We start from the raw sequence: 22,591 nt of genomic DNA, 5'->3' as shown, positions 1-22,591 counted from the left end.
GGTGACGGCCGTGCCAGCACACCACCGGGGGAAAGGCCTTCGCACCGGGGCCGCACCCCAGTCCGCCCCGTCCGCCGAAGTCGGCCACCGCAGAAAACCCGAAAAGGCCCCCGGCCCGTGTCTCCACGGGCCGGGGGCCTCAACTCAAGGGTGAGTGACGGGACTTGAACCCGCGACTTCCTGGACCACAACCAGGTGCTCTACCAGCTGAGCTACACCCACCATGCCCGGTCGTTCACTCTGCGAGTTTCCGACCGGCCGAGAAAAAGTGTACAGGGTCCGAAGGGGTGCTCGCGCACGCCTTTCAGCGCGTGGGCTGGACGTGCTTCGCGGCGATCGTGCGGGCCGTCTCCGAGTCCGGGCCGGGCTGCGGGACGAAGATCGCCTCGCGGTAGTAGCGCAGCTCCGCGATGGATTCGCGGATGTCGGCGAGGGCGCGGTGATTGCCCTTCTTCTCGGGGCTGTTGAAGTACGCCCGGGGGTACCAGCGGCGCGCCAGCTCCTTCACCGAGGACACGTCCACGATGCGGTAGTGGAGGTACTCCTCCAGGGTCGGCATGTCCCGCAGCAGGAAACCGCGGTCGGTGCCGACCGAGTTGCCGCACAGCGGGGCCTTGCCGGGCTCCTTGACGTGCTCGCGGATGTAGGCGAGGACCAGCTCCTCCGCGTCGGCCAGCGTGGTACCGCCGGCCAGCTCGTCGAGCAGGCCGGACGCGGTGTGCATCTGGCGTACTACGTCCGGCATCGTCTCCAGCGCCCGGTCCGGCGGGCGGACGACGATGTCCACCCCTTCGCCGAGCACGTTCAGCTCGGAGTCGGTGACGAGGGCGGCCACCTCGATGAGCGCGTCGTCCGACAGCGAGAGGCCGGTCATCTCGCAGTCGATCCACACCATGCGATCGTTCATGTGTCTAACCTTAAGGTGCGGGCCGCTCAGCTGAGCCAACCGTGCGGTGACCTTGTGCCCCGGGACGCGCGAAAGCCCCCGGAGATCTCCTGCCGGAGACCCCCGGGGGCGCGCTCTGTCGCCAGGCCGTGCGCGCGAAGTCCCGGCTGCCTCGCGACGCCCGGCACGCACGCTCGCCGCACGCGCCGGACGCCGCGAGGCCCGTCCTCCGGCCGGAGGACGGGCCTCGCGGACACGACCTAGGTGGCGCTGCGCTGTCCGGGCAGGCTTGCCGTCGTGCGGCTCGTGGCGTAGGCCTCGCGGCCGTTGTCCACGGCCGAAGCCGCGGCCGAGGCCGCCGACAGCGCGCCGGCCGCCGTGCGACGGGTCTGCATCGGGACCGGGCCCTCCGGGTGGAGCGAGGGCGGCAGGCCCGCCGGGCCCAGGGACGACGGACCGCCGGGCTGGCCCGGGGCGCCGTCGCCGTCCACCTGCTTGTCGCCCTGCGGCCGGCGGGCGCGGTACGCGGCCCGGTAGGCGGCGGGCGACGAGCCCAGCTGGCGGCGGAAGTGACCGCGCAGTGCCACCGGCGAGCGGAAGCCGCAGCGGCCCGCGACCTCGTCCACCGAGTAGTCCGACGTCTCCAGCAGCCGCTGCGCCTGGAGCACCCGCTGTGTGATCAGCCACTGCAGGGGAGCGCTCCCGGTGAGCGAGCGGAAGCGGCGGTCGAACGTACGCCTGCTCATGTACGCGCGGGCCGCCAGCGTCTCCACGTCGAACTGTTCGTGGAGGTGCTCCAGCGCCCAGGCGACGACCTCCGCGAGCGGGTCGGCGCCGATCTCCTCGGGTAAAGACCGATCGAGGTAGCGCTCCTGACCGCCGCTGCGGCGCGGGGGGACCACCAGGCGCCGGGCGAGCGCGCCGGCCGCCTCGTTGCCGTGGTCCGACCGCACGATGTGGAGGCAGAGATCGATTCCGGCCGCCGTACCGGCGGACGTGAGTACGTCTCCGTCGTCGACGAAGAGTTCCCGCGGATCCACGTGCACCGACGGGTAGCGCTTGGCCAGCGTCGGCGCGTACATCCAGTGGGTGGTCGCGGGACGGCCGTCCAGCAGGCCCGCCGCCGCCAGCACGAACGCGCCGGTGCACAGGCCGACTATGCGGGCCCCTTCTTCGTGCGCCCGGCGCAGTGCGTCGAGTGCTTCCTCCGGCGGCGGCGCGGTGATCGACCGCCAGGCGGGGACGACGACGGTGCCCGCCCGCGAGATCGCCTCCAGACCGTGCGGTGTGGTGAGTTCCAGCCCGCCGGTGGTGCGCAGCGGGCCGTCCTCGCCGCCGCACACCAGCAGCCGGTAACGCGGAACTCCCGCGTCCTGGCGGTCGATTCCGAACACCGACAGCGGTATGGAACTCTCGAAGATGGGGCCGCCGCTGAACAGCAGCACCGCGACGATCTCCTTGCGGCGTCGCCCGGAAAGCTTCCGGGCCGCGGCCTCCGGCGCGGCAGTGGAGTCGTGGCTCATACTGCTAAGCCCCCCTCGGTGGTCGCGGCGCCCCTATCTTGTCGGGCTTGTCGCTCCAGCACGTTTCCCCTCGGTCCTGCACGAGTCCCCCGCCGTAAGACGTCAAGATCGAATCTACTGTGTCCAGTGGTGCCGGGGTGACCAGTTCGGCAACCGGCACATTGTCGACATGGCAACTTGGCGTGAAGCATTCGATCACGAAGCGTTGCACTCGTGGGCCGTGCAGGGAAGTGCGCCTCGTCTTAGTGGCCAATCCCCGTAGGGTGCGCAGGGTCTCCAGGACCCTTTCGGCGCAGGTCGAACGGGGGTTGGGGGGTGGTTCGGGCAACAGATGCACGGTGACCGGAAGTTGGCTGAAAAGCATCGGGCGCGTGCGCGGAAACCGGTCAGTCGACCGGTGTACTTCCTCCGGTGTGCCGACCGCCCCGGTGCGCCCCCGCCACCGCCCGGTGACGGTGGCCGTGCCGCGGGGGCTCCTCCTCGTCCAGGAGCCGGGCCGTCCCCCGCTCGGAGCGGCGCAGCAGCACCCGGCAGGCGGCGGTGACGGCGGCGAGCCCGAGGGCCGTACCGGCGGCGCCGGCCAGCGAGGTGCCGTACCAGAGGAGTACCAGGGGGACGAGGACGCAGCTGAAGACCGCCCAGCGGACCACATCTGTGGCGGTGTCCGGGCCGGGGTGTGCCTCGGAGGTCGTACGGTGTCCGGACATGGCGTGCTCCCTGGGGCGGCGGTTCGCCGGGTTCAACGCTTGTTCGATGCGTCGGTCACTGTAGGGCAGCCCAGGAGTGGGCGCCGGGTAAGTGAATCCTGTGCAAACCGCCTGTACGGGGCAGCAACCATTGCGTTACGGGCGCCCCCTCGTGCATGCTCCGGGGAACTCCGCCGGAGCGTGTGCGGGATATGGGCTAAGGAGGACTGGCGCCGTACCCTTGGGGGTATGGGGTTGGGAAGATGATTCCCGGACACAGCTCCGCCGCACACTGTTGTCCCCTCCCAAGAGGATCAAAAAGCCGAGACACCCATGGCCGGTCACGAATCTTTCGAACCCGCGGACCGCAAGCGGCCCGTCGCCGATCCCACGGCGGCCGACCCCCAGGCGGCGGAACAGCCACGCCATTCCTGCGATCCCGCCTTCAAGCACGGTGTCGTCGTCGGTTTCGACGGCTCCACGTCCAGTGAGCGTGCCCTCGCGTACGCCATCGGCATGGCCCACCGCTCCGGCTCGGGCCTGGTCATCGTGCATGTCGCCAACCGGCTGCCCACCACGGTGTGGGCGGGCTGCGAGCCACCGGTCTTCGTCGACGTGCCGGACCACCGCACCGAGGTGCTGGGCCTTGAGCTGGCGTGCGCCGAGTACCTCGCCGAAGTGCCCTGGATCCTCGTCGAGCGCGGTGGCGACATCTGCCACGAACTCGAAGAGGTGGGGCGGGAGTACGAGGCGGACGCGATCGTGGTGGGCTCGACCCACGGCATCGTCGGGCGCATCTTCGGCTCCGTCGCGGGGCGGCTCGCCAAGCGCGCGCAGCGGCCGGTCGTCGTCATCCCGTAGGCGTCCCGGCCATCCCGTGGGCATCCCGCGGCGCGGGTGGGTTCCCTTCTGAATTCGCCGTTGTGCAGAGGTATTTGTGTCCTTGTGAAGGGCATATATCGGTCACACCGCACAACCGCACATGCATGAAGGGAGCCCGCCGTGGACAATGACGTCGCCGCGGGAAGCACCACCTCGATCGTCGGCCGACTCGCCCTGGGAATCACCCTGTTGGCCTTCGGGCTCGGGTACACGAAAGTCATCAACGGGGTCTCGACCGCTGACGCCGTGTCACTGGCCCACTATGTGGGCGGAGTTGCCCTGTTCGTCGCCGGACTGTTCGCGTTCCGCGACGGCGACACCGCCACGGGTACCGCCTTCTCGGCGTTCGGCGCGCTCTGGTTCACCTGGGCCGTGAGCGCGGGGAACTCCGCCTCGGACAACGCGGCGGGGCTGTTCCTGCTCCTGTTCGCCCTGGTCGCTCTCTCCGTGACCCTCGCGGGTGGGGATCAACTCACCCAGGGGACATACGGGTTGTTCTTCGTCTCCCTCGTGCTTCTGGCCATCGCGCAGTTCGCCGGCAACGACGGGCTGGGCAAGGTCGGCGGGTGGTTCGGTGTCGCCGCGGGAGCTGTCGCCTGGTACTCGGCGACCGCCGCGCTCGCTCACTGGCCGACGGTTCTTCCTCGGCGGGCTGCCGGTCGGGGCGTGACGGCCACCGGTTGACCGGCAGTGGAAAGGCCCCCCACGTGTACGAGGCACACGTGGGGGGCCTTTCCGCCTGTTCGGCTGCTTCACCGTGACGGTGTCCGCCGTCACTCCACCGTGACGGACTTCGCGAGGTTCCTCGGCTTGTCGATGTCCCGGCCCAGGGCCAACGCCGTGTGGTACGCCAGGAGTTGGAGCGGGATGCCCATCAGGATGGGGTCCAGTTCGTCCTCGTTCTTCGGGACCACGATCGTCTGGTCGGCCTTCTCCTGGTGCTGGTGGGCCACCGCGAGGATCCGGCCGCTGCGGGCCTTGATCTCCTCCAGGGCGGCGCGGTTCTTCTCCAGGAGGTCGTCGTCGGGGACGATCGCGACCGTGGGCAGGGCGGGCTCGATCAGGGCGAGCGGGCCGTGCTTCAACTCCGAGGCGGGATAGGCCTCGGCGTGGATGTAGGAGACCTCCTTGAGCTTGAGGGAGGCCTCGCGGGCGACCGGGTAGCCCCGGACCCGGCCGATGAACAGCATCGAGCGGGCGTCGGCGTACTCGGCGGCCAGCTTCTTGATCTCGTCCTCGCGCTCCAGGATCGCGGAGATCTGCGCGGGCAGCTTGCGCAGGCCCTCGATGACGCGCTTGCCGTCGCGCACCGAGAGGTCACGGGTGCGCCCGAGGTGGAGTGCCAACAGGGCGAACGCCACAGTGGTGTTGGTGAAGCACTTGGTCGAGACGACACAGACCTCGGGGCCCGCGTGCACGTACATCCCGCCGTCCGCCTCGCGAGCGATGGCCGAGCCGACGACGTTGACCACACCGAGGACGCGGGCGCCCTTGCGCTTCAACTCCTGGACGGCGGCGAGGACGTCGTAGGTCTCGCCGGACTGGGAGACCGCGATGTAGAGGGTGTCGGGGTCGACCACCGCGTTGCGGTAGCGGAACTCGGAGGCCGGCTCGGCGTCCGCGGGGATGCGGGCCAGCTCCTCGATCATCTGGGCGCCGATCATGCCCGCGTGGTACGAGGTGCCGCAGCCGAGGATCTTCACCCGGCGGATCTGCCGGGCCTCGCGGGCGTCGAGGTTGAGGCCGCCGAGGTGCACGGTGGAGAAGCGGTCGTCGATCCGGCCGCGCAGCACCCGGTCCACCGCGTCGGCCTGCTCGAAGATCTCCTTGTGCATGTAGGTGTCGTGGCCGCCCATGTCGTAGGAGGCGGCCTCCCACTCGACGGTGGTCGGCTCGGACGTGGTGCGGGTGCCCTCGGTGGTGTATGTCCGGAAGTCGTCGGCCTTGAGGGTCGCCATCTCGCCGTCGTCGAGGGTCACTATCTGGCGCGTGTGGGTGACGAGTGCGGCGATGTCCGAGGCGACGAACATCTCCTTCTCGCCGATCCCGAGGACCACCGGGGAGCCGTTTCGAGCCACCACGATGCGGTCGGGGAAGTCGGCGTGCAGGACGGCGATGCCGTACGTCCCCTCGATCACCCGCAGTGCCTGGCGGACCTTCTCCTCCAGGGTCTCCGCCTGGGAGCGGGCGATGAGGTGGGTGAGGACCTCGGTGTCGGTCTCGGAGAGGAACTCGACGCCGTCCGCTTCGAGCTTCTTCCTCAGGTCGGACGCGTTGTCGATGATGCCGTTGTGGACCACGGCGACCTTGCCGTCGCCGGACAGGTGCGGGTGCGCGTTCACGTCGGAGGGGGCGCCGTGCGTGGCCCAGCGGGTGTGGGCGATGCCGGTGGTGCCCTTGAAGCGCGCCGGGACCTTGGCCTCCAGGTCACGGACCCGGCCCTTGGCCTTGACCATCTTCAGACCGGCCGTCTTCGGGGTCGTGACGACGATGCCCGCCGAGTCGTAGCCGCGGTACTCCAGCCGTTGCAGGCCCTCCAGCAGGAGGGGGGCGACGTCACGCTTGCCGATGTATCCGACGATTCCGCACATATACAGGTGTTCCTAGCCGTAGACGATGCGGCGCAGCTGCCTGAGCGTGAGCTCCGGCGGTGCCACCGCGCGGTATTTCAGGTCCGCCTCGATCCGGTCGAAGATCGTCGCGTTGACCAGGCCCTGGGCCTGGAGCTCGCGGTGGCGGCGACGGACGTAGTCCTCGGTCGTCTCGTCGAAGTAGGCGAGCACGTCCTGGATCACCCGCAGTGCCTCGCCCCGGTTGAGGGGGGAGGAGCGCGTCAGATGATCAACGAGTTCGTCGTGCACCCGGTAGATCCTGGGGTACCGAGGGGAGCTTTGCAAGAATCCTGCCCGATATCGGGCAACCCGCTGTTGAAAGTCTTATGGGGCTCTGTTCGTAAGCTGTCCATCCTGTGTCTTGCGCCTCGTCGCTCATATGGACGAGTTTCAGTCGCCATGGACATTCCTCGTATGGGCGTACCCGAAGAGCTCGCCGAGCGCATGAGCATGGCTGAGCAGCACGAGTACCTCCGCTCGAAATTCTCGCGGCGCACGATGATAAGAGGCGGCGCCGTGACCCTCGGCGCCGTCGCCGGCGGTGTCTTCGTCCCGGGCGCGGTCGCCCAGGCGGCCGTCCCCAGCCAGGCCTCCGCCACCTACGCCTCCACCTCCTCCAGCGAGTCGATCGACGGGGCCCTGGTCTCCCCGTTCGGCCGCCACCTCGCGTTCGGCAACGACCCGAGCACCGAGGTCACGGTTTCCTGGCAGGTCCCGACCAACGTCAAGAAGCCGTTCGTCCGGATCGGCGCGCACCCCTGGGACCTCTCCCGCAAGATCGAGGCCGAGGTGCGCACCCTGTACACCCCGGCCGGCGTCGGCGCGAGCGGCGACCACACCCAGTACTACCTGCACGCCAAGCTGACCCACCTGCGTCCGGGCAAGACGTACTACTACGGCGTCGGCCACGCGGGCTTCGACCCGGCCGAGGCCCACCTGCTCGGCACGCTCGGCACCTTCACCACCGCCCCCGACCGCGCCGTGCCGTTCACCTTCACGGCCTTCGGCGACGAGGGCGTCGGCTACCACGGCCTCGCCAACAACAGCCTCCTGCTCGGCCAGAACCCCGCCTTCCACCTGCACGCCGGCGACATCTGCTACGCCGACCCGGCAGGCGCCGGCCAGACCGCCGACACCGGCTTCGACTCGCGCACCTGGGACCTGTTCCTCGCCCAGACCGAGTCGGTCGCCAAGTCCGTGCCGTGGATGCCCGCCTACGGCAACCACGACATGGAGGCCTGGTACTCGCCCAACGGCTACGGCGGCGAGGACGCCCGCTGGAACCTGCCGGACAACGGCCCCGACAAGAAGAACCTGCCGGGCGTCTACTCCTTCGTCTACGGCAACACGGCGGTCATCTCGCTCGACGCCAACGACGTCTCCTTCGAGATCCCGGCCAACCTCGGCATCTCCGGCGGCACCCAGACCAAGTGGCTGGAGGCGCAGCTCAAGAAGTTCCGCGCGTCCAGGGACATCGACTTCGTGGTGATCTTCTTCCACCACTGCGCGTACTGCACCTCGACGGCGCACTCCTCGGAGGGGGGAGTGCGCAACGAGTGGGTCCCGCTGTTCGAGAAGTACACGGTGGACCTGGTCATCAACGGCCACAACCACCAGTACGAGCGCACCGACGTCATCAAGAAGAACGCGGTCGTCAAGAAGCTGCCGATCGGCGGCACGGCGTACCCGGAGACCGAGGGTGTCGTCTACGTGACGGCGGGCGCGGCCGGCCGCAGCCTGTACGCGTTCTCCGCCCCGGACTCCTACGAGGGTCACGTCGCCGACGTCGACTCCGTGGCGGCCTTCGTCAACACGAAGGACGGCAAGGTCAACGAGACCGTCGCGTGGTCGCGCGTGCGCTACCTCAACTACTCGTTCCTGCGCGTGGACGTGCAGCCCGCCCACAAGGGCCGTACCACCACCCTGACGGTCCGCGGCATCGCCGAGACCGGTGCCGAGGTCGACCGCTTCACGATCGCCCGCAAGGCCAAGTAACTCCCGTGGCACGCCCGGAAGGCAGGGCGTAGACACACCGCAGGCGGTCCTCACATGCGTTTGAGGACCGCCTGTTTGGCCATCGCGAACTCCTCGTCGGTGAGCACCCCGTCCCGGTGCAGCGCGCCCAGCTCCCGCAGCCGCCGCAGCAGCGCGTCGTGGTCGTCCTCCGCCGCGCCCGTCAACTCCCTTGCGGGCTCAAGGCGTTCGGACCGTACGTCCGCTCCGGCGGCGGCCGGATGCGGGAGCCGGGCCTGGACGGCCGCGGCGATCAGGGCCATCAGCGGATCCTTCTTGAAGCCCCACAACTCCACCGCGTTGGGGTCGTACTTGGGCGGCGCCTTCGTCGGCGCGTGACGCACCGCGAAGCGGATGTAGCCGTTCTCCAGCCCGGCCGACGGCCGCCACTCCACACCGAGGAGGTCGGTGACGGCGAGGGTGCGGGCACCGGCCGCGGACTTGGCGTCCTCCGTCTTCCAGTTCCACTCCAGCCGTACGTGCTCGCCGTCGAAGCTCGCCGTGCCGTCCCCGGCGGAGACCGAGAGCGGCACGGCGGGCCCCGGCAGCAGGTACGCGTCCACCGGATCGGCCGGGACCCCGTCGAGCAGCAGGGCGCCCCGCACCTCGTCCACGAAGTACTCGGCGACGCCGTACCGGTCCGACTCGACGGTCAGCTGATAGGGGTCGTCACCCTCGGAGAGCCGCCCGCCGGTGGCGTGCAGCAGCGGGTCCGCGCCGTCCCGCAACCGCAGTCTCAGCCGCCCCGACCTGCGGCCCTGTTCGAACGAGACACCCGCCAACGCGCCCAGCGGTACGACGAGTTCACCCAGGGTCCGGCGGAACAGACCGACGTTCCGGTCCCGTCCGGGAGTCAGCCGCAGGGCGTCGCCGTCGAAGATCCAGGTGCCGTCCTTCTGGATGATTTCCGCCATGGGGGGATTGTTTCACCGGATCTGCGGGAGAGTGGTCTCTACCAATCGAGGGGAGTACAGGTGAGACGGCACAGTGTTCTGGGCTCGTTGCTGCTCATGGTGGCAGTCGGCGCCTTCACGACAGGAGCGACCACGGTGACGAAGCCCGACCCGACCCCCCTCGGCCGAGTGGTGCCCGCACCCGCCTCGGTCAGACCGGGCGGCTCCCCCTACCGCATCACCGAAGCCACCGTCATCCGCGTCGACGACACCCCCAAGGCGCACCGCATCGGCGAGTACCTCGCGGACATTCTGCGCCCGTCCACCGGCTACCGGCTGCCACTGGTGAACCGGGGCGGCAGCGGCATCCAACTACGCCTGGCCAAGGGGAGTTTCGGGGCGGAGGGCTACCGCCTCGACAGCGGCCCCCGCGGTGTCGTCATCACCGCCGGCGAGTACGCCGGACTCTTCCACGGCGTCCAGACCCTGCGCCAACTCCTGCCCGCCGCCGTCGAGAAGAAGTCCGTGCAGCACGGCCCCTGGCAGATCGCGGGCGGCACCATCGAGGACTCCCCGCGCTACGCCTACCGCGGCGCCATGCTCGACGTCTCCCGGCACTTCTTCACCGTCGCCCAGGTCAAGCGCTACATCGACCAACTGGCCCTCTACAAGATCAACGAACTGCACCTCCACCTCAGCGACGACCAGGGCTGGCGCATCGCGATCGACTCCTGGCCACGACTGGCGACCTACGGCGGCTCGACCGAGGTCGGCGGCGGCACGGGCGGCCACTACACCAAGGACGACTACCGGGAGATCGTGCGCTACGCGGCCTCCCGCTTCCTCGAAGTGGTCCCCGAGATCGACATGCCCGGCCACACCAACGCGGCCCTCGCCTCCTACGCGGACCTGAACTGCGACGGCGTCGCGCCCCCGCTCTACACGGGCACGGACGTCGGCTTCAGCTCGCTGTGCGTCGGCAAGGACCTCACCTACCGCTTCGTGGACGACGTGATCGGGGAACTGGCCGCGCTCACCCCGGGCCGCTACCTCCACATCGGCGGCGACGAGGCGCAGTCCACCAGCCACGAGGACTACGTCAAGTTCATGGACCGGGTGCAGCCGATCGTCACCAAGCACGGCAAGACGGTGATCGCCTGGCACCAGATCACCGGCGCCCACCCCGTCAAGGGCGCCCTCGCCCAGTACTGGGGCCTCGACGACACCGACGCCGCCGAGAAGGCACAGGTCGCCGAGGCCGCGAAGAACGGCACCGGGCTGATCCTCTCACCCGCCGACCGGGCCTACCTCGACATGAAGTACACCGAGGACACCCCGCTCGGCCAGGACTGGGCGGGCCTGGTCGAGGTCAAGCGGTCCTACGACTGGAACCCGGGCAACTACCTCGCCGGGGTGCCGAGTTCGGCGATCCGGGGCGTCGAGGCACCGCTGTGGACGGAGACCCTCGAAACCGGCGCGAACATCGACTACATGGCCTTCCCGAGGCTGCCGGGCCTGGCCGAGCTGGGCTGGTCGCCGGCCTCGACGCACGACTGGGACACCTACAAGGTCCGGCTCGCCGCGCAGGCCCCGCGCTGGGACGCCCTCGGCATCGACTACTACTGCTCACCCCAAGTGCCCTGGCCCGCACGGTAGTCGAGCCCCACGCGTGAAAGGGACGGGCACCCCGGGGGACCGTACCCCGGGGTGCCCGCCTGCTGGTGGGGTCAGAACCCGGCGATGGGGTTCTTCAGCGTGCCGACGAGCTGGAGCGCGCCGGAGGGGTCCGCCAGGTCCACCATCTGCTCGTTGTTGCGCAGCTGGAGGCGGTTGAGGCAGGACAGTGAGAACTCCGGGGCGAACATGTCGTACTGCCGGAACTTGTCGGCGAGTTCGGGCGCCGCGTCCTGGTACTCGCGGGTGACCTCCGCGACCGTGCGCCAGAAGTCGTCCTCCGCCAGGACGCCTTCGGCCGCCAGGTTCGCGGCGAGGAACCGGAAGAAGCAGTCGAAGACATCGGTGAAGATCGACAGCAGCTTCTTGTCCTCGGGGACCTCGACCCGCAGCCGCTCCACGGCCGGCGGCAGCACCGCGTCCGGGTCCATGACCGCGATCTCCTCGGCGATGTCCTTGTAGATCGCGCGCCGGACCACACCGTCCTCCAGCACGAGGATCACGTTCTCGCCGTGCGGCATGAACACCAGGTCGTAGGCGTAGAAGCTGTGCAGCAACGGGGTGAAGTACGCCCGCAGATAGGACCGCAGCCACTCCACCGGGGCCAGCCCCGAGCGCTCGATCAGCGCGCCCGCGAAGGACGCGCCCTCGTGGTCCAGGTGCACCAGCGAGGCCATCGTCGCCAGGGACTCGCCGTCCCGGAGCGAGGACACCGGGCTCTCCCGCCACAGCGCGGCGAGCATTTTCCGGTACGGCGAGTAGCGGTCGGTGGCCGCCTCGTACTCCAGGTGCCGGTAGCCCACGGCGGCCCGCTCACGGATGACCGACAGGCCGGTGGACTTCAACACCGGGTCGTTGTCGATGAGTTGGGCGAGCCAGTCGTTGATCGCCGGGGTCGCCTCCATGTAGGCGGCCGAAAGCCCGCGCATGAAGCCCATGTTGATGACGGACAGGGCCGTCTTCACATAGTGCTTCTCGGGGGCGGACCAGTTGAAGAAGGTCCGGATGGACTGCTGGGCGAGGTACTCGTCGTCGCCCTCGCCCAGGCACACCAGCAGACCCCGGGCCACCTCGGCGGCGAAGGTCACGCTGAGCTTGTTCCACCACTGCCAGGGGTGCACGGGGATGAGGAGGTAGTCGTCCGGGTCGCGCCCCTGGTCGGCCAGGACGGCACGGAAGCGGTCGAGCGTGGCGCCGCCCAACTCGTCCTTGACGAACGACTCGTACTCGATGCCCACCCCCGCCGTGAACGCGGCCCGCGAGCGGTGCGCGGCCAGCCAGACCAGCCGGATGGGGCTCGCGGTCTCGGGGGCGTACGCCAGGTACTCGTGGACGCCGAAGCCGAGCCGTCCGTTGTTGGCGACGAAGCAGGGGTGGCCCTCGGTCATCCCCGTCTCGATGGCCTGGAAGTCGCTCCGCACCAGCTCGGCGACCGGGAGCTGCGGCTTGGTGAGTTTGTAGCAGGTGCCGGAGAGGGTGGAGGAGATCTCCTCCAGATAGACCGGCAGGATCGCCTCGCTCAGCCCCAGCGACTTCCGCAGCTCGATGAAGAAGTCCAGTGCCGCGAGGGGGAGTTCGGCGCCGTCGCGCTGCCGGGTGATCGAGTCGGCGTCCACCTGCCAGTGGTCCAGAGCCCGGCGGACGGCGGTGAACCGGTAGCGCGTCAGCCCGTCGTCACTGCGGACGACGTACAGGTCCCCGTCCCCCTCGACCGGTTCGGGGGTGATCAGCCGCTCGTGCGCGAACTCGGCGAGGGCCTTGCGGATCAGCCGGCGGTTGGCGTTCTCCCAGCGCTCGGGGGAGAGATGGGCGACGGCGTCGGCGAGACTCATGCGGACACCGCCCTGGCCACCGGGGCCGCCACCGCGGCCGTCATGAACTGCTCCCGTGTGCAGAAGCTCAACAAGGCTTTCTTCTCCGGCTTCTGGATCTCACGCTCGGGCACGAACCCGACCGTCTCGTTCAGGGCGTGCACGGCGGTGTTGGACACGTCCGGCTCCACGACGACACGCGCCACGGCCGGGTCCTCGAAGAGCCGGGCCATCACGGCGGCGATCACCGCACGGGTGAAGCCGTGGACGGGCGTGTCGGTGGCGGGCGTCAGGAAGTGCATCCCGACATCACCGGGCAACGGCTCGTACAGACCGACCAGTTCGCGGTACCGAGGGTCGTAGTACTCCATCAGGAAGACGGGCACACCACCCTCGTCGAGTCCCAGCAGCGCCTGCTGGTGCTCGTCGGCCGCGATCTCCATGTAGGCCCGCTCGACGTCCTCCAGCTTCGCGTCCTGCATCATCCAGTACGCGGCCTTGGGATGGGTGACCCACCGGTGCAGCAACTCGGCGTCGCGCAGGGGGTCCAGGGGGCGGAAGGCGAAGGTCACCGGGTTCATGGGACTCATACGGCGAACTCCTGGAACGCGATGGCCTGTTCCACCGGGTAGTACTCGGTGCCGAGCAGCTCGCGGATGATGTACGAGTTGCGGTACGCGCCCATGCCCAGGTCGGGGGACGTGATGCTGTGCGCGTGGACGCCCGCGTTCTGGAGGAAGACGCCCCGGCCCGTGGTGTCGATCGCGTAGTTGCGGGCGATGTCGAAGTTGCCCCGGGAGTCGTGACGCAGCCGCTCGTGCACGGGCTTGAGGAACTCCGGTTCGGCGTACTTGTAGCCGGTGGCGAGGACCAGGCCCTGCGAGCGCAGGGTGTAGTCCTTCTCCTGTTCCTCCTGGCGCAGCGCGAGTTCGTAGACGCCGTCGCGGTAAGTGGCGTCGTTGAGGGAGGAGTTGGTGAGCAGCCGGGTGGGGACGGGGCCGCCGACCCGCTTCTGGTACAGCAGGTCGAAGATGTCGTTGACGAGGTCTCCGTCGATGCCCTTGAAGAGGCCCTTCTGCTCGGCCGCGAGGCGGTAGCGGGTGTCCTCGGGCAGCGCGTGGAAGTAGTCGATGTACTCCGGGGAGGTCATCTCCAGCGTGAGTTTCGTGTACTCCAGCGGGAAGAAGCGCGGCGAACGCGTCACCCAGTTCAACTCGTAGCCGTGGACGTCGATCTCGCTCAGCAGGTCGTGGTAGATCTCGGCGGCGGACTGCCCGCTGCCGACCAGCGTGATCGACTCCTTGGCCTGCAACTCCGCCTTGTGCGCCATATAGCGGGAGTTGTGGATGAAGTCGCCGCCCAGTCCGGCGACGGCCTCCGGGAGATAGGGCGGGGTGCCGGTGCCCAGGACCAGATGCCGGGCGCGGTAGAGGTCGCCGGTTTCGGTCCGCACGACGTAGACCTCGTCCGCGTCCTCGTACGTCACCTCGGTCACCGTCGTGGAGAAGCGCACGTTGGAGAGCCGGTCGGCGGCCCAGCGGCAGTAGTCGTCGTACTCGACCCGCAGCGGATAGAAGTTCTCGCGGATGTAGAAGGGGTACAGACGCCCCTTCTCCTTCAGGTAGTTGAGGAAGGAGTACGGCGAGGTCGGGTCGGCGAGGGTGACCAGGTCCGACATGAACGGGGTCTGGAGGTGGGCGCCGTCGAGGAACATGCCGGCGTGCCACTCGAAGCCGGGCTTCGAGTCCAGGAAGATCCCGTCGAGTTCGGCGATGGGCTCGGTGAGGCAGGCGAGGCCGAGGTTGAAGGGCCCGAGCCCGATGCCCACGAAGTCGTGGGTCTTGGTGGCGGGTTCAGGAAGCGCGGTCAAGGGACTCTCCCAGGTACTGCTCGGCGTGGCCGGCGATCAGGTCGAGGACGGCGGCGATGTCGTCGGCCGTCGTCTCGGGGTTGAGCAGGGTGAACTTGAGGTAGTGGCGGCCCGCGACCTTGGTGCCCGCGACCACCGCGTCACCGGAGGCGAACAGGGCCTTGCGGGCGTACAGGTTGGCGCGGTCGATCTCGGCCGGGTCGGTGACGGTGGCCGGGATGTAGCGGTAGACGAGGGTGGAGAGCGAGGGCTCGACGACCACGTCGAAGCGTGGGTCGGCGGCCAGCAGCTTCCAGCCCTCCTCGGCCAGGTCGCAGACCTCGTCGAAGAGTTGGCCGAGGCCGTCGGCGCCCATCACCCGCAGCGTCATCCACAGCTTGAGCGCGTCGAAGCGGCGGGTGGTCTGGAGGGACTTGTCGACCTGGTTGGGGATGCGCTCCTGCACCATGCGGCGCGGGTTGAGGTAGTCCGCGTGATAGGTCGCGTGGCGCAGGGTGTCGGCGTCGCGGACCAGCAGGGCGGACGAACTCACCGGCTGGAAGAAGGACTTGTGGTAGTCCACGGTGACCGAGTCGGCGCGCTCGATGCCGTCGATCCGGCCGCGGTGCCTGAGCGAGGCGAGCAGTCCGCAGCCGTAGGCCGCGTCGACGTGCATCCACACCCCGAACTGCTCGCACAGTTCGGCGACTTCGGGCAGCGGGTCGATGGAGCCGAAGTCGGTGGTGCCGGCGGTGGCGACGACGGCCATGGGCACCAGCCCGGCGGCCTTGCAGCGCTCCAACTCCCGGGCGAGGGCGACCGTTTGCATCCGCTTGTCGGCGCCGACGGGTATCGACACGACGGCGTCCTGGCCGAGGCCCAGCAGTTTCGCGGACTTCTTCACGCTGAAGTGGCTGACCTCGGAGGCGAAGACGCGCAGTTTGGCGAGTGTGTCGGTCTTCGCCTCCTCGCGGGCCAGCAGCAGCGCCTGGAGGTTGGACTGGCTGCCGCCGGAGGTGAACACCCCGTCCGCGTGCGGCCCGAGGCCGATGCGTTCGTTGGTCCAGTCGATCAGTTTGCGCTCGATGAGGGTGCCGCCGGCCGACTGGTCCCAGGTGTCCAGGGAGGAGTTGACGGCGGAGAGCACCGCCTCGCCGAGCACCGCCGGGATGACGACGGGGCAGTTGAGGTGGGCGAGGTAGCGGGGGTGGTGGAAGTAGATCGCGTCCCGCAGGTAGACCTCGTCCAGCTCGTCGAGCACCGCGGTGGTGTCGTGCAGCGGGCGGTCGAGGTCGATGCGGTCGATGAGGGGGGAGAGGGCGTCGACCGTGACGCCGGTGAACGGTCGTTCGGTGGTGGCGAGTTTGGCCGCCACCCGCTCCACGCCTTGCGTCACGGAGCGGCGGTAGTGCTCCGCAGTCGTGTCATTGAGCAGGTGCGAGCGCATGTGGGGGTCCTCCGGTGGGGAAGTCCGTGCGGGACAGGTGAGCGGCGGGGTTCCGCAACATCAACTTAGGTAAGCCTAACCTAACTCAACATCGGAAAGGCCCGCCGCTCCCGTGACCGCTGTCACTCAGGTGTCACTCACACATCAGCCGTCCCTCACCCGGCTTCGCGCAACTGCTCCTCGCTGAGCCCTTGCCGCCAGTACCCGACGAACGTCACCCGGCGCCGGTCGATCCCGCGCTCGCCCACGAAGTGCCGCCGCAGCGCCTTCACTTGACCGGACTCACCGGCGATCCACACGTACGGCCGCTCGGCGGAGGGAAGTTGAGCCGCGCGCAGGGCGGCGAGGGCCAGGGGGGAGTCCTGGCCGCAGTCGTCCTCCCGTACCAGCCAGGTGATGTCGGCGTCGGCGGCCGTCTCCAAGTCCTGGATGTCATCGGGGTGTCGGACCTCCAGCCAGACCCGCGCACAGATGCCCGCAGGCAACGCTTCGAGGATGGCGGACACGGCCGGTACGGCGGTCTCATCACCCCAGACGACCACCAGATCGGTGTCCTCCGGCGGCCGGAACCGGATCGCCCGATTGTCCGCGACGGCCGGCCCGAGCAGCACCACCCGGTCACCGGCGCAGGCACGCGAGGCCCAACCGGAGGCGGGCCCGGCCGGCTCGTGCAGCACGAAGTCGATGTCGATCTCATCGGGTCCGCGCCGCAGAGCGCGCAAGGTGTACGAGCGCATCACCGCCCGTACGTCGTCGGGCAGTTCACGCCAGGCCTGCCACCATCCATCGCCCAACTGACAAGGCACGGCGGGTTCCGACTGCCCCGGATGCGGCAGGAACAACGACAGGGACTGATCACACCCGTCGGAGAAGAAGTGCGCCAGGTCGTCCCCGGCGAAGGTGACACGGACGAAGGACGGCCCCAGCCGCTCCGTCCGCACGACCTGGAGAGAAAAGAAGCGGAACGGAGCGGCTACGGCCGTCGTCATGCGGTAACTCCTGAATCGGCGTCAGGGCCAGTTCCCCAGGGGCGCGGGGAAGTGCGCGCCCAGCCACAACGGACCCGCAGCGACCCACAACGCGAAACCCCTGGGTCAGCTGACCTTCTTCGCGTTCTCGATCGCCTTGGCCAAGTCCTCAAGCAGCGGCGCGCACTTGTCGTACGACAGAATCGGCTCGGGATTACGGGCGATCACCTGGTTCGCCTTCACCGCGGGCAGCTTCTTCCACGTGCCCTCGGTGATGTCGGCGGGCTGGATCGCCGAGGTGCGGTTGTCCATCATGATGATGTCCGCCGCGTACTTGTCGACGTTCTCCCAGCTGAGGTTCTCGTACCAGCCGCCGCTGGCCTTCAGCGCGGCGGCGGACGGCTCGACGAAGTTCACGCCGAGCGCCTTGTAGTACTCCAGGTCGACGGAGAGGTTCGACCCGGAGACGTAGAAGATGTCCTGGCTCGCGGAACCGGCGAGGACCTTGATGTCCGGATTGGCCTTGGCGGCGGCGCGCAGCCGGGCCGCCGCGTCCTCGAAGCGCTTCTTGGCCGCGGTGATCGTGGTGGAAGTGGTGTCCGCGCCGAGGGACTTGGCGAGTTCCAGCATGCGTGCCAGCGGCTGCGGCAGCTGGACGTCGTAGACGGAGATGCCGACGGTCGGGGCGCCCACGGCGAGGATCTTCTTCTTCGACTCCTCCGGGACGTACCAGAGCGTGCCGGCCGCGTCGAACATCGTGGTGAGGAGGACGTCGGGGGAGAGGGCCGCGTACTTCTCGATGTTGAACTGGCCCCACTCGTTGCCGATGATCGTGACCTTGCTGATGTCCAGGTCGCCGGCCTGTACGTCGGCCTTGCCGTCCTTCAGCTTCGTCGGGCCGAAGACGCCCTTGGACTCGATGCCGTAGTCGTGCAGCGCGGCGGCGACACCGATGAAGGAGACGATGGTCGCCGGCGTCTTGTCGGCCTTCGCGGTCTGGCCGCGGTCGTCCTTGAAGGTCCAGGGGCCGGACTCGGCGGCCGTCGTCTCCTTGACCGAGCCACCGCTTTTCGCGTCGTCCTCCCCGCAGGCCGCGAGCACGGCGCCGAGGCCGAGGGCGCCGCCCGCGGCGAGGATGCCGCGGCGGGAGAGGTGGGTGGCACGGGCGTTGGACATGTGTGGCTGCTTTCGAACAGGGCGGAGCACCCGCCGGACAATTCGAAGGTAGGTTAGCCTAACCTCACTAGATGTCCAGCGGGTGGGGTGCCCGCGCGGTCACCGGCGCAGCCGCCGGACGCTCAGCCGGTGAGGCCCAACTCCCTGGCGATCAGCATCCGTTGGACCTCGCTGGTGCCCTCGCCGATCTCCAGGATCTTGGAGTCGCGCCACATGCGGGCCACCGGGTACTCGTTCATGAAGCCGTAGCCGCCGTGCACCTGCGTGGCGTCGCGGGCGTTGTCGACGGCGATGGTGGAGGAGTACAGCTTGGCGAGGGCCGCCTCCTTCTTGAAGGGCTCGCCCGCCAGCAGCCGGGAGGCCGCGTCGCGCCAGGCCAGGCGGGCGGTGTGGGCCTTCATCTCCATGTCGGCGATCTTGAACTGGATGGCCTGGTTGGCGCCGATCGGCCGTCCGAACGCGTGCCGTTCCTTGGCGTACTTCACCGACTCGTCGACACAGCCCTGCGCCAGACCGGTCGCGAGGGCCGCGATGGCGATGCGGCCCTCGTCGAGGATGCGCAGGAACTGGGCGTAGCCGCGCCCCTGTTCGCCGAGCAGGTTCGCCGCCGGGACCCGGACGTCCGCGAAGGACAGCTCACGGGTGTCCGAGGCGTTCCAGCCGACCTTCGAGTACGGCGCCGCGACCGTGAAGCCGGGTGTCCCGGACGGCACGATGATCGCCGAGATCAGCGGCTTGCCGTCGGGCTTGCGACCGGTGACGGCGGTGACCGTCACCAGACCGGTGATGTCCGTACCGGAGTTGGTGATGAAGCACTTGGAGCCGTTGATGACCCATTCGTCGGTGTCCGGGTCCAGGCGGGCCGTCGTCCGGGTCGCCCCCGCGTCCGAGCCGCCGTCCGGCTCGGTCAGCCCGAAGGCGCCCAGGATCTCGCCGGAGCACAGCCGGGGCAGCCACTCGGCCTTCTGCGCGTCGGTGCCGAAGAGATGGATCGGCATCGCGCCCAGCGACACCCCGGCCTCCAGGGTGATCGCCACCGACGAGTCGACCCGGGCCAGCTCCTCCAGGACCAGGCCCAGCGCCAGATAGTCGCCGCCCATCCCGCCGTGCTCCTCGGGGAACGGCAGCCCGAACAGGCCCATGCGGCCCATCTCGCGGACGATCTCGTACGGGAACTCGTGCCGCTCGTAGAAGTCGCCGATCTTCGGTGCGACGACGTCGTGCGCGAACTCCTCGACCGTACGTCGGAGTTCTTCCAGCTCGGGGGAGAGACGGTGGTCCATGGCGGTCACTGCTCCTTGTGGGGCTGCGCGGTCGTACCGAGTGCGCGGACGGTGCGGGACGGGCTGGGTCGGCCCAGTTGTCCGGCCATCCACACGCTGGTGGCGGTGAGACGGGCGAGGTCGACTCCGGAGTCGATGCCGAGCCCCTGGAGCATCCAGACCAGGTCCTCGGTGGCGAGGTTGCCGGTGGCGGACTTGGCGAACGGGCAGCCGCCGAGGCCGCCCGCGGAGGCGTCCACGGTGGTGACGCCGTGCTGGAGGGCGGCCAGGGTGTTGGCGAGGGCCTGGCCGTAGGTGTCGTGGAAGTGCACGCCCAACACGTCGGTGGGGACGCGCTGTTCGTTGAGCGCGGCCAGAAGTTCCAGGACGTGTCCTGGGGTCGCCACCCCGATCGTGTCGCCGAGGCTCAGCTCGTCGCAGCCCATGTCGACCAACGCCCGGCAGACACGGACCACTTGGGCGATGGGGACCACACCCTCCCAGGGGTCGCCGAAGCACATGGAGAGATAGCCGCGCACATGGGCGCCCTCGTCCTTGGCGCGGGCCACGACCGGCGCGAACACGGCCAGCGACTCGTCCACCGTGCGGTTGAGGTTGGCCTTGGCGAAGGACTCGGTGGCGCTGGCGAAGACGGCGACGCGGTTCGCGTCCAGCGCCAGGGCCCGGTCCAGGCCGCGGCCGTTCGGCACGAGGACCGGCAGATGCACCCCCGGCAGCTCCCGCACGAGCGGGAACAGCTGCTCGGCGTCGGCCAGTTGGGGCACCCACTTGGGGTGGACGAAGCTGGTGGCCTCGATCGTGGTCAGGCCGGCCCCGGCCAGCCGCCGGATGAACTCGGCCTTGACCTCGGTCGGCACGGTCGACTTCTCGTTCTGGAGTCCGTCACGGGCACCCACCTCGTGGATGCGCACCCGGGCGGGCAGATCGGGGGCCGGTACGACCATCGGGAGTGTCACTGGTCCTCCTCCACGGGGGTGACGACCGCCAGCACCTGGTCCATGGCGACCGTCGCACCGGGGGTCACGTCGAGTTCGGCGACGGTGCCGGCGTGCGGCGCGGAGACGACGTGCTCCATCTTCATCGCCTCGACCACCAACAGGCTCTGCCCGGCGGTCACTTGATCCCCCACGGCGACCTTCACCACGGTCACCGTCCCGGGCATGGGCGCGGTCAGCGAACCGGCGCCGGAGCGGTCGGCCCCGCCGAGCGAGGCGGCCACCGGGTCGTGGTCCCGCACCAGCCAGGCGTCCCCGTCCCGGCCGAGCCAGTCGCCGGCCCGGTGGAAGGTGTGGCGGACCCCGTCGAGGGTCACGGACACCTGGTCCGCGGTGACGGTGTGGCTCCCGCGCGGGACGTACTCCACGGGCTCGGTCACCCGCAGCTGGAAGGCGACGGGTTTCGGTGTGCCGCCCAGCCGCCAGCCGTCCGGCACGGAGAAGGGGTCGGTCCAGCCGGTGTTCTTCGGGCGGAGCGCCTCCAGGCGTACGGCCGCCGCCGCCTCGTACACCTCCTCGGGCACCTCGTCCGACACGAGGGAGTCCACCTCGCGCTCGACCAGCCCGGTGTCCAACTCGCCCGCCACGACCGCCGGATGGGCCAGCAGCCGTCGTAGGAAACCGGCGTTGGTCGGCACGCCCAGGGTGACCGTGTCCGCGAGGGCGGCCCGCAGCTTGCGGAGCGCGGTCGCGCGGTCGGGGCCGTAGGCGATGACCTTGGCGAGCATCGGGTCGTAGAGGCTGCCCACCTCGGTGCCCTCGGAGAGGCCGGAGTCGGTGCGGACGCCGTCACCGGAGGGTTCGCGCAGCATCGACACCGTGCCGCCGGAGGGCAGGAACCCGCGTGAAGGGTCCTCGGCGCAGATGCGTGCCTCCACCGCGTGCCCGGTGAGCGTGATCTCCTCCTGCGCGAACGGCAGCCGCTCACCCGCCGCCACCCGCAGCTGCCACTCCACCAGATCGAGCCCGGTCACCAACTCCGTGACCGGGTGCTCCACTTGGAGCCGGGTGTTCATCTCCATGAAGTAGTACGACGACGGGTCGCCGCCGGGGACGATGAACTCCACCGTGCCCGCGCCCGCGTACCCGCACGAGCGGGCCGCCTGGACCGCGGCCTCGCCCATCGCCGCGCGCGTGGCCTCGTCCAGGAGGACGCTCGGGGCCTCCTCGATCACCTTCTGGTGCCGGCGTTGCAGGGAGCACTCGCGCTCGCCAAGGTGGACCACATTGCCGTGGCCGTCGGCCAGGACCTGGATCTCGATGTGCCGGGGGCGGTCGACCCAGCGCTCGACCAGGAGGGTGTCGTCGCCGAAGGAGGCGCGGGCCTCGCGGCGCGCGGCGGCGATCTCGTCGTCCAGGAGGCCGAGGTCGCGGACCAGGCGCATGCCCTTGCCGCCACCGCCCGCCGAGGGCTTGAGGAGGACGGGGGCGCCCAACTTGTGGGCGGCCTCGGCGAGTTCGGGGTCACGGCCGCCGGGGACGACCGGGACACCGGCCGCCTCCACCGTCTCCTTGGCGCGGATCTTGTCGCCCATGAGGGCGATGGCGTCGGCGGGCGGGCCGATGAAGACCAGCCCGGCGTCGGCGCACGCGCGCGCGAAGGCCGCGTTCTCCGCGAGGAAGCCGTACCCCGGGTGCACGGCCTGGGCGCCGGTGCGGGCCGCCGCCTCCAGGAGCCGGGCCACGGAGAGATAGCTCTCCGCCGCCGGGGCGGGACCGATCCGTACCGCCGTGTCGGCCTCCCGGACGTGCCGGGCGTCCGCGTCGGCGTCGGAGAAGACGGCCACCGAGCGCACACCGAGCGAGCGCAGGGTGCGGATCACACGGACCGCGATCTCGCCCCGGTTGGCCACCAGGACCGTATCGAACATGTCGACCATCTCGGGCACCCTC

19 protein-coding genes and 1 tRNA gene are annotated in these 22,591 nt (G+C 69.6%); 4 read left to right on the top strand and 16 right to left on the bottom strand.

Annotation, left to right across the window (positions count from 1 at the left end; genetic code table 11):
* Positions 1-149: 149 nt before the first annotated feature.
* The 4 genes from ACIQPR_RS17410 to ACIQPR_RS17395 all read right to left on the bottom strand — a co-directional run bounded on the left by ACIQPR_RS17410 (position 150) and on the right by ACIQPR_RS17395 (position 3,116).
* A tRNA-His gene (locus ACIQPR_RS17410) sits at positions 150-222 on the bottom strand.
* 82 nt (positions 223-304) lie between these two features.
* Positions 305-907 (bottom strand): oligoribonuclease, encoded by a 603-nt coding sequence (orn, locus tag ACIQPR_RS17405; protein ID WP_403648602.1) that lies wholly within the window; start codon positions 905-907, stop codon positions 305-307.
* 239 nt (positions 908-1,146) lie between these two features.
* Entirely contained in the window at positions 1,147-2,409 is a 1,263-nt protein-coding gene (locus ACIQPR_RS17400) for a helix-turn-helix domain-containing protein (protein WP_403648599.1), read from the bottom strand.
* A gap of 386 nt (positions 2,410-2,795) precedes the next feature.
* A complete protein-coding gene (locus ACIQPR_RS17395) occupies positions 2,796-3,116 on the bottom strand; it encodes a hypothetical protein (protein WP_403648596.1) in 321 nt (106 codons plus the stop codon).
* A gap of 312 nt (positions 3,117-3,428) precedes the next feature.
* Here ACIQPR_RS17395 and ACIQPR_RS17390 point away from each other — a divergent pair, with 312 nt between their 5' ends.
* The gene (locus ACIQPR_RS17390; protein ID WP_403648593.1) at positions 3,429-3,956 is read left to right on the top strand and encodes a universal stress protein; all 528 of its coding nucleotides are present in this window, start codon (positions 3,429-3,431) and stop codon (positions 3,954-3,956) included.
* A gap of 141 nt (positions 3,957-4,097) precedes the next feature.
* A complete protein-coding gene (locus ACIQPR_RS17385) occupies positions 4,098-4,661 on the top strand; it encodes a GPR1/FUN34/YaaH family transporter (protein ID WP_403648592.1) in 564 nt (187 codons plus the stop codon).
* Between the two features lie 89 nt (positions 4,662-4,750).
* Here ACIQPR_RS17385 and glmS read toward each other — a convergent pair whose 3' ends face one another.
* Together glmS and ACIQPR_RS17375 are read right to left on the bottom strand one after the other, a co-directional pair.
* On the bottom strand, positions 4,751-6,568 hold the full coding sequence (gene glmS / locus ACIQPR_RS17380; protein WP_403648590.1) for a glutamine--fructose-6-phosphate transaminase (isomerizing): 1,818 nt from the start codon (positions 6,566-6,568) through the stop codon (positions 4,751-4,753).
* 12 nt (positions 6,569-6,580) lie between these two features.
* Positions 6,581-6,838 (bottom strand): hypothetical protein, encoded by a 258-nt coding sequence (locus tag ACIQPR_RS17375; protein WP_365300745.1) that lies wholly within the window; start codon positions 6,836-6,838, stop codon positions 6,581-6,583.
* A 165-nt stretch (positions 6,839-7,003) separates the two neighbouring features.
* On the opposite strand from ACIQPR_RS17375, the gene ACIQPR_RS17370 reads away from it, so the two are divergent.
* Positions 7,004-8,584, top strand: a complete 1,581-nt coding sequence (locus ACIQPR_RS17370; protein ID WP_403648587.1) for a purple acid phosphatase family protein — start codon at positions 7,004-7,006, stop codon at positions 8,582-8,584.
* A 50-nt stretch (positions 8,585-8,634) separates the two neighbouring features.
* Here the strand turns inward: ACIQPR_RS17370 and ACIQPR_RS17365 are convergent, their stop codons facing one another.
* Positions 8,635-9,516 carry a DUF4429 domain-containing protein gene (locus ACIQPR_RS17365; RefSeq protein WP_403648584.1) on the bottom strand — a complete coding sequence of 294 codons (882 nt, stop codon included), beginning with the start codon at positions 9,514-9,516 and terminating at the stop codon, positions 8,635-8,637.
* 96 nt (positions 9,517-9,612) lie between these two features.
* On the opposite strand from ACIQPR_RS17365, the gene ACIQPR_RS17360 reads away from it, so the two are divergent.
* Positions 9,613-11,151 (top strand): beta-N-acetylhexosaminidase, encoded by a 1,539-nt coding sequence (locus ACIQPR_RS17360; RefSeq protein ID WP_403649346.1) that lies wholly within the window; start codon positions 9,613-9,615, stop codon positions 11,149-11,151.
* 71 nt (positions 11,152-11,222) lie between these two features.
* On the opposite strand, the gene ACIQPR_RS17355 is transcribed toward ACIQPR_RS17360, so the two are convergent.
* The 9 genes from ACIQPR_RS17355 to ACIQPR_RS17315 form a co-directional block, all read right to left on the bottom strand.
* Positions 11,223-13,001, bottom strand: a complete 1,779-nt coding sequence (locus ACIQPR_RS17355; protein WP_403648582.1) for an IucA/IucC family protein — start codon at positions 12,999-13,001, stop codon at positions 11,223-11,225.
* Positions 12,998-13,570: a GNAT family N-acetyltransferase gene (locus tag ACIQPR_RS17350; RefSeq protein WP_403648579.1), complete on the bottom strand. Its 573-nt coding sequence runs from the start codon at positions 13,568-13,570 to the stop codon at positions 12,998-13,000. The genes ACIQPR_RS17355 and ACIQPR_RS17350 overlap by 4 nt, the downstream gene beginning before the upstream one ends.
* Positions 13,567-14,850 carry a lysine N(6)-hydroxylase/L-ornithine N(5)-oxygenase family protein gene (locus ACIQPR_RS17345; RefSeq protein ID WP_403648577.1) on the bottom strand — a complete coding sequence of 428 codons (1,284 nt, stop codon included), beginning with the start codon at positions 14,848-14,850 and terminating at the stop codon, positions 13,567-13,569. Before ACIQPR_RS17345 ends, ACIQPR_RS17350 begins: the two co-directional genes overlap by 4 nt.
* Positions 14,834-16,276: a lysine decarboxylase DesA gene (desA, locus tag ACIQPR_RS17340; RefSeq protein WP_403648574.1), complete on the bottom strand. Its 1,443-nt coding sequence runs from the start codon at positions 16,274-16,276 to the stop codon at positions 14,834-14,836. The genes ACIQPR_RS17345 and desA overlap by 17 nt, the downstream gene beginning before the upstream one ends.
* A gap of 155 nt (positions 16,277-16,431) precedes the next feature.
* Positions 16,432-17,265, bottom strand: coding sequence for a siderophore-interacting protein (locus ACIQPR_RS17335; RefSeq protein ID WP_403648571.1), 834 nt, complete (start codon positions 17,263-17,265; stop codon positions 16,432-16,434).
* Positions 17,266-17,370: 105 nt separating this feature from the next.
* Positions 17,371-18,420 carry an ABC transporter substrate-binding protein gene (locus ACIQPR_RS17330; RefSeq protein WP_403648569.1) on the bottom strand — a complete coding sequence of 350 codons (1,050 nt, stop codon included), beginning with the start codon at positions 18,418-18,420 and terminating at the stop codon, positions 17,371-17,373.
* Between the two features lie 122 nt (positions 18,421-18,542).
* The gene (locus ACIQPR_RS17325) at positions 18,543-19,703 is read right to left on the bottom strand and encodes an acyl-CoA dehydrogenase family protein (protein ID WP_403648566.1); all 1,161 of its coding nucleotides are present in this window, start codon (positions 19,701-19,703) and stop codon (positions 18,543-18,545) included.
* A gap of 5 nt (positions 19,704-19,708) precedes the next feature.
* Positions 19,709-20,647 carry a hydroxymethylglutaryl-CoA lyase gene (locus ACIQPR_RS17320; RefSeq protein WP_403649343.1) on the bottom strand — a complete coding sequence of 313 codons (939 nt, stop codon included), beginning with the start codon at positions 20,645-20,647 and terminating at the stop codon, positions 19,709-19,711.
* Positions 20,648-20,655: 8 nt separating this feature from the next.
* Positions 20,656-22,569: an acetyl/propionyl/methylcrotonyl-CoA carboxylase subunit alpha gene (locus ACIQPR_RS17315; protein ID WP_403648563.1), complete on the bottom strand. Its 1,914-nt coding sequence runs from the start codon at positions 22,567-22,569 to the stop codon at positions 20,656-20,658.
* Positions 22,570-22,591 lie beyond the last annotated feature (22 nt).

The sequence above is a fragment of the Streptomyces sp. NPDC091280 genome (assembly GCF_044768565.1).
In the GTDB taxonomy this organism is placed as follows: domain Bacteria; phylum Actinomycetota; class Actinomycetes; order Streptomycetales; family Streptomycetaceae; genus Streptomyces.
Note: the sequence above shows the minus strand (reverse complement) of the source record. Positions and strands in the feature narration are given on the sequence as shown.

Excerpts from the sequence above, each read along its gene's own strand:
- orn (WP_403648602.1), bottom strand. The coding sequence starts at position 907 with ATGAACGATCGCATGGTGTGGATCGACTGCGAGATGACCGGCCTCTCG.
- ACIQPR_RS17400 (WP_403648599.1), bottom strand. The coding sequence starts at position 2,409 with ATGAGCCACGACTCCACTGCCGCGCCGGAGGCCGCGGCCCGGAAGCTT.
- ACIQPR_RS17395 (WP_403648596.1), bottom strand. The coding sequence starts at position 3,116 with ATGTCCGGACACCGTACGACCTCCGAGGCACACCCCGGCCCGGACACC.
- ACIQPR_RS17390 (WP_403648593.1), top strand. The coding sequence starts at position 3,429 with ATGGCCGGTCACGAATCTTTCGAACCCGCGGACCGCAAGCGGCCCGTC.
- glmS (WP_403648590.1), bottom strand. The coding sequence starts at position 6,568 with ATGTGCGGAATCGTCGGATACATCGGCAAGCGTGACGTCGCCCCCCTC.
- ACIQPR_RS17370 (WP_403648587.1), top strand. The coding sequence starts at position 7,004 with ATGGGCGTACCCGAAGAGCTCGCCGAGCGCATGAGCATGGCTGAGCAG.
- ACIQPR_RS17365 (WP_403648584.1), bottom strand. The coding sequence starts at position 9,516 with ATGGCGGAAATCATCCAGAAGGACGGCACCTGGATCTTCGACGGCGAC.
- ACIQPR_RS17360 (WP_403649346.1), top strand. The coding sequence starts at position 9,613 with ATGGTGGCAGTCGGCGCCTTCACGACAGGAGCGACCACGGTGACGAAG.
- ACIQPR_RS17355 (WP_403648582.1), bottom strand. The coding sequence starts at position 13,001 with ATGAGTCTCGCCGACGCCGTCGCCCATCTCTCCCCCGAGCGCTGGGAG.
- ACIQPR_RS17350 (WP_403648579.1), bottom strand. The coding sequence starts at position 13,570 with ATGAGTCCCATGAACCCGGTGACCTTCGCCTTCCGCCCCCTGGACCCC.
- desA (WP_403648574.1), bottom strand. The coding sequence starts at position 16,276 with ATGCGCTCGCACCTGCTCAATGACACGACTGCGGAGCACTACCGCCGC.
- ACIQPR_RS17335 (WP_403648571.1), bottom strand. The coding sequence starts at position 17,265 with ATGACGACGGCCGTAGCCGCTCCGTTCCGCTTCTTTTCTCTCCAGGTC.
- ACIQPR_RS17330 (WP_403648569.1), bottom strand. The coding sequence starts at position 18,420 with ATGTCCAACGCCCGTGCCACCCACCTCTCCCGCCGCGGCATCCTCGCC.
- ACIQPR_RS17325 (WP_403648566.1), bottom strand. The coding sequence starts at position 19,703 with ATGGACCACCGTCTCTCCCCCGAGCTGGAAGAACTCCGACGTACGGTC.
- ACIQPR_RS17320 (WP_403649343.1), bottom strand. The coding sequence starts at position 20,647 with ATGGTCGTACCGGCCCCCGATCTGCCCGCCCGGGTGCGCATCCACGAG.
- ACIQPR_RS17315 (WP_403648563.1), bottom strand. The coding sequence starts at position 22,569 with ATGTTCGATACGGTCCTGGTGGCCAACCGGGGCGAGATCGCGGTCCGT.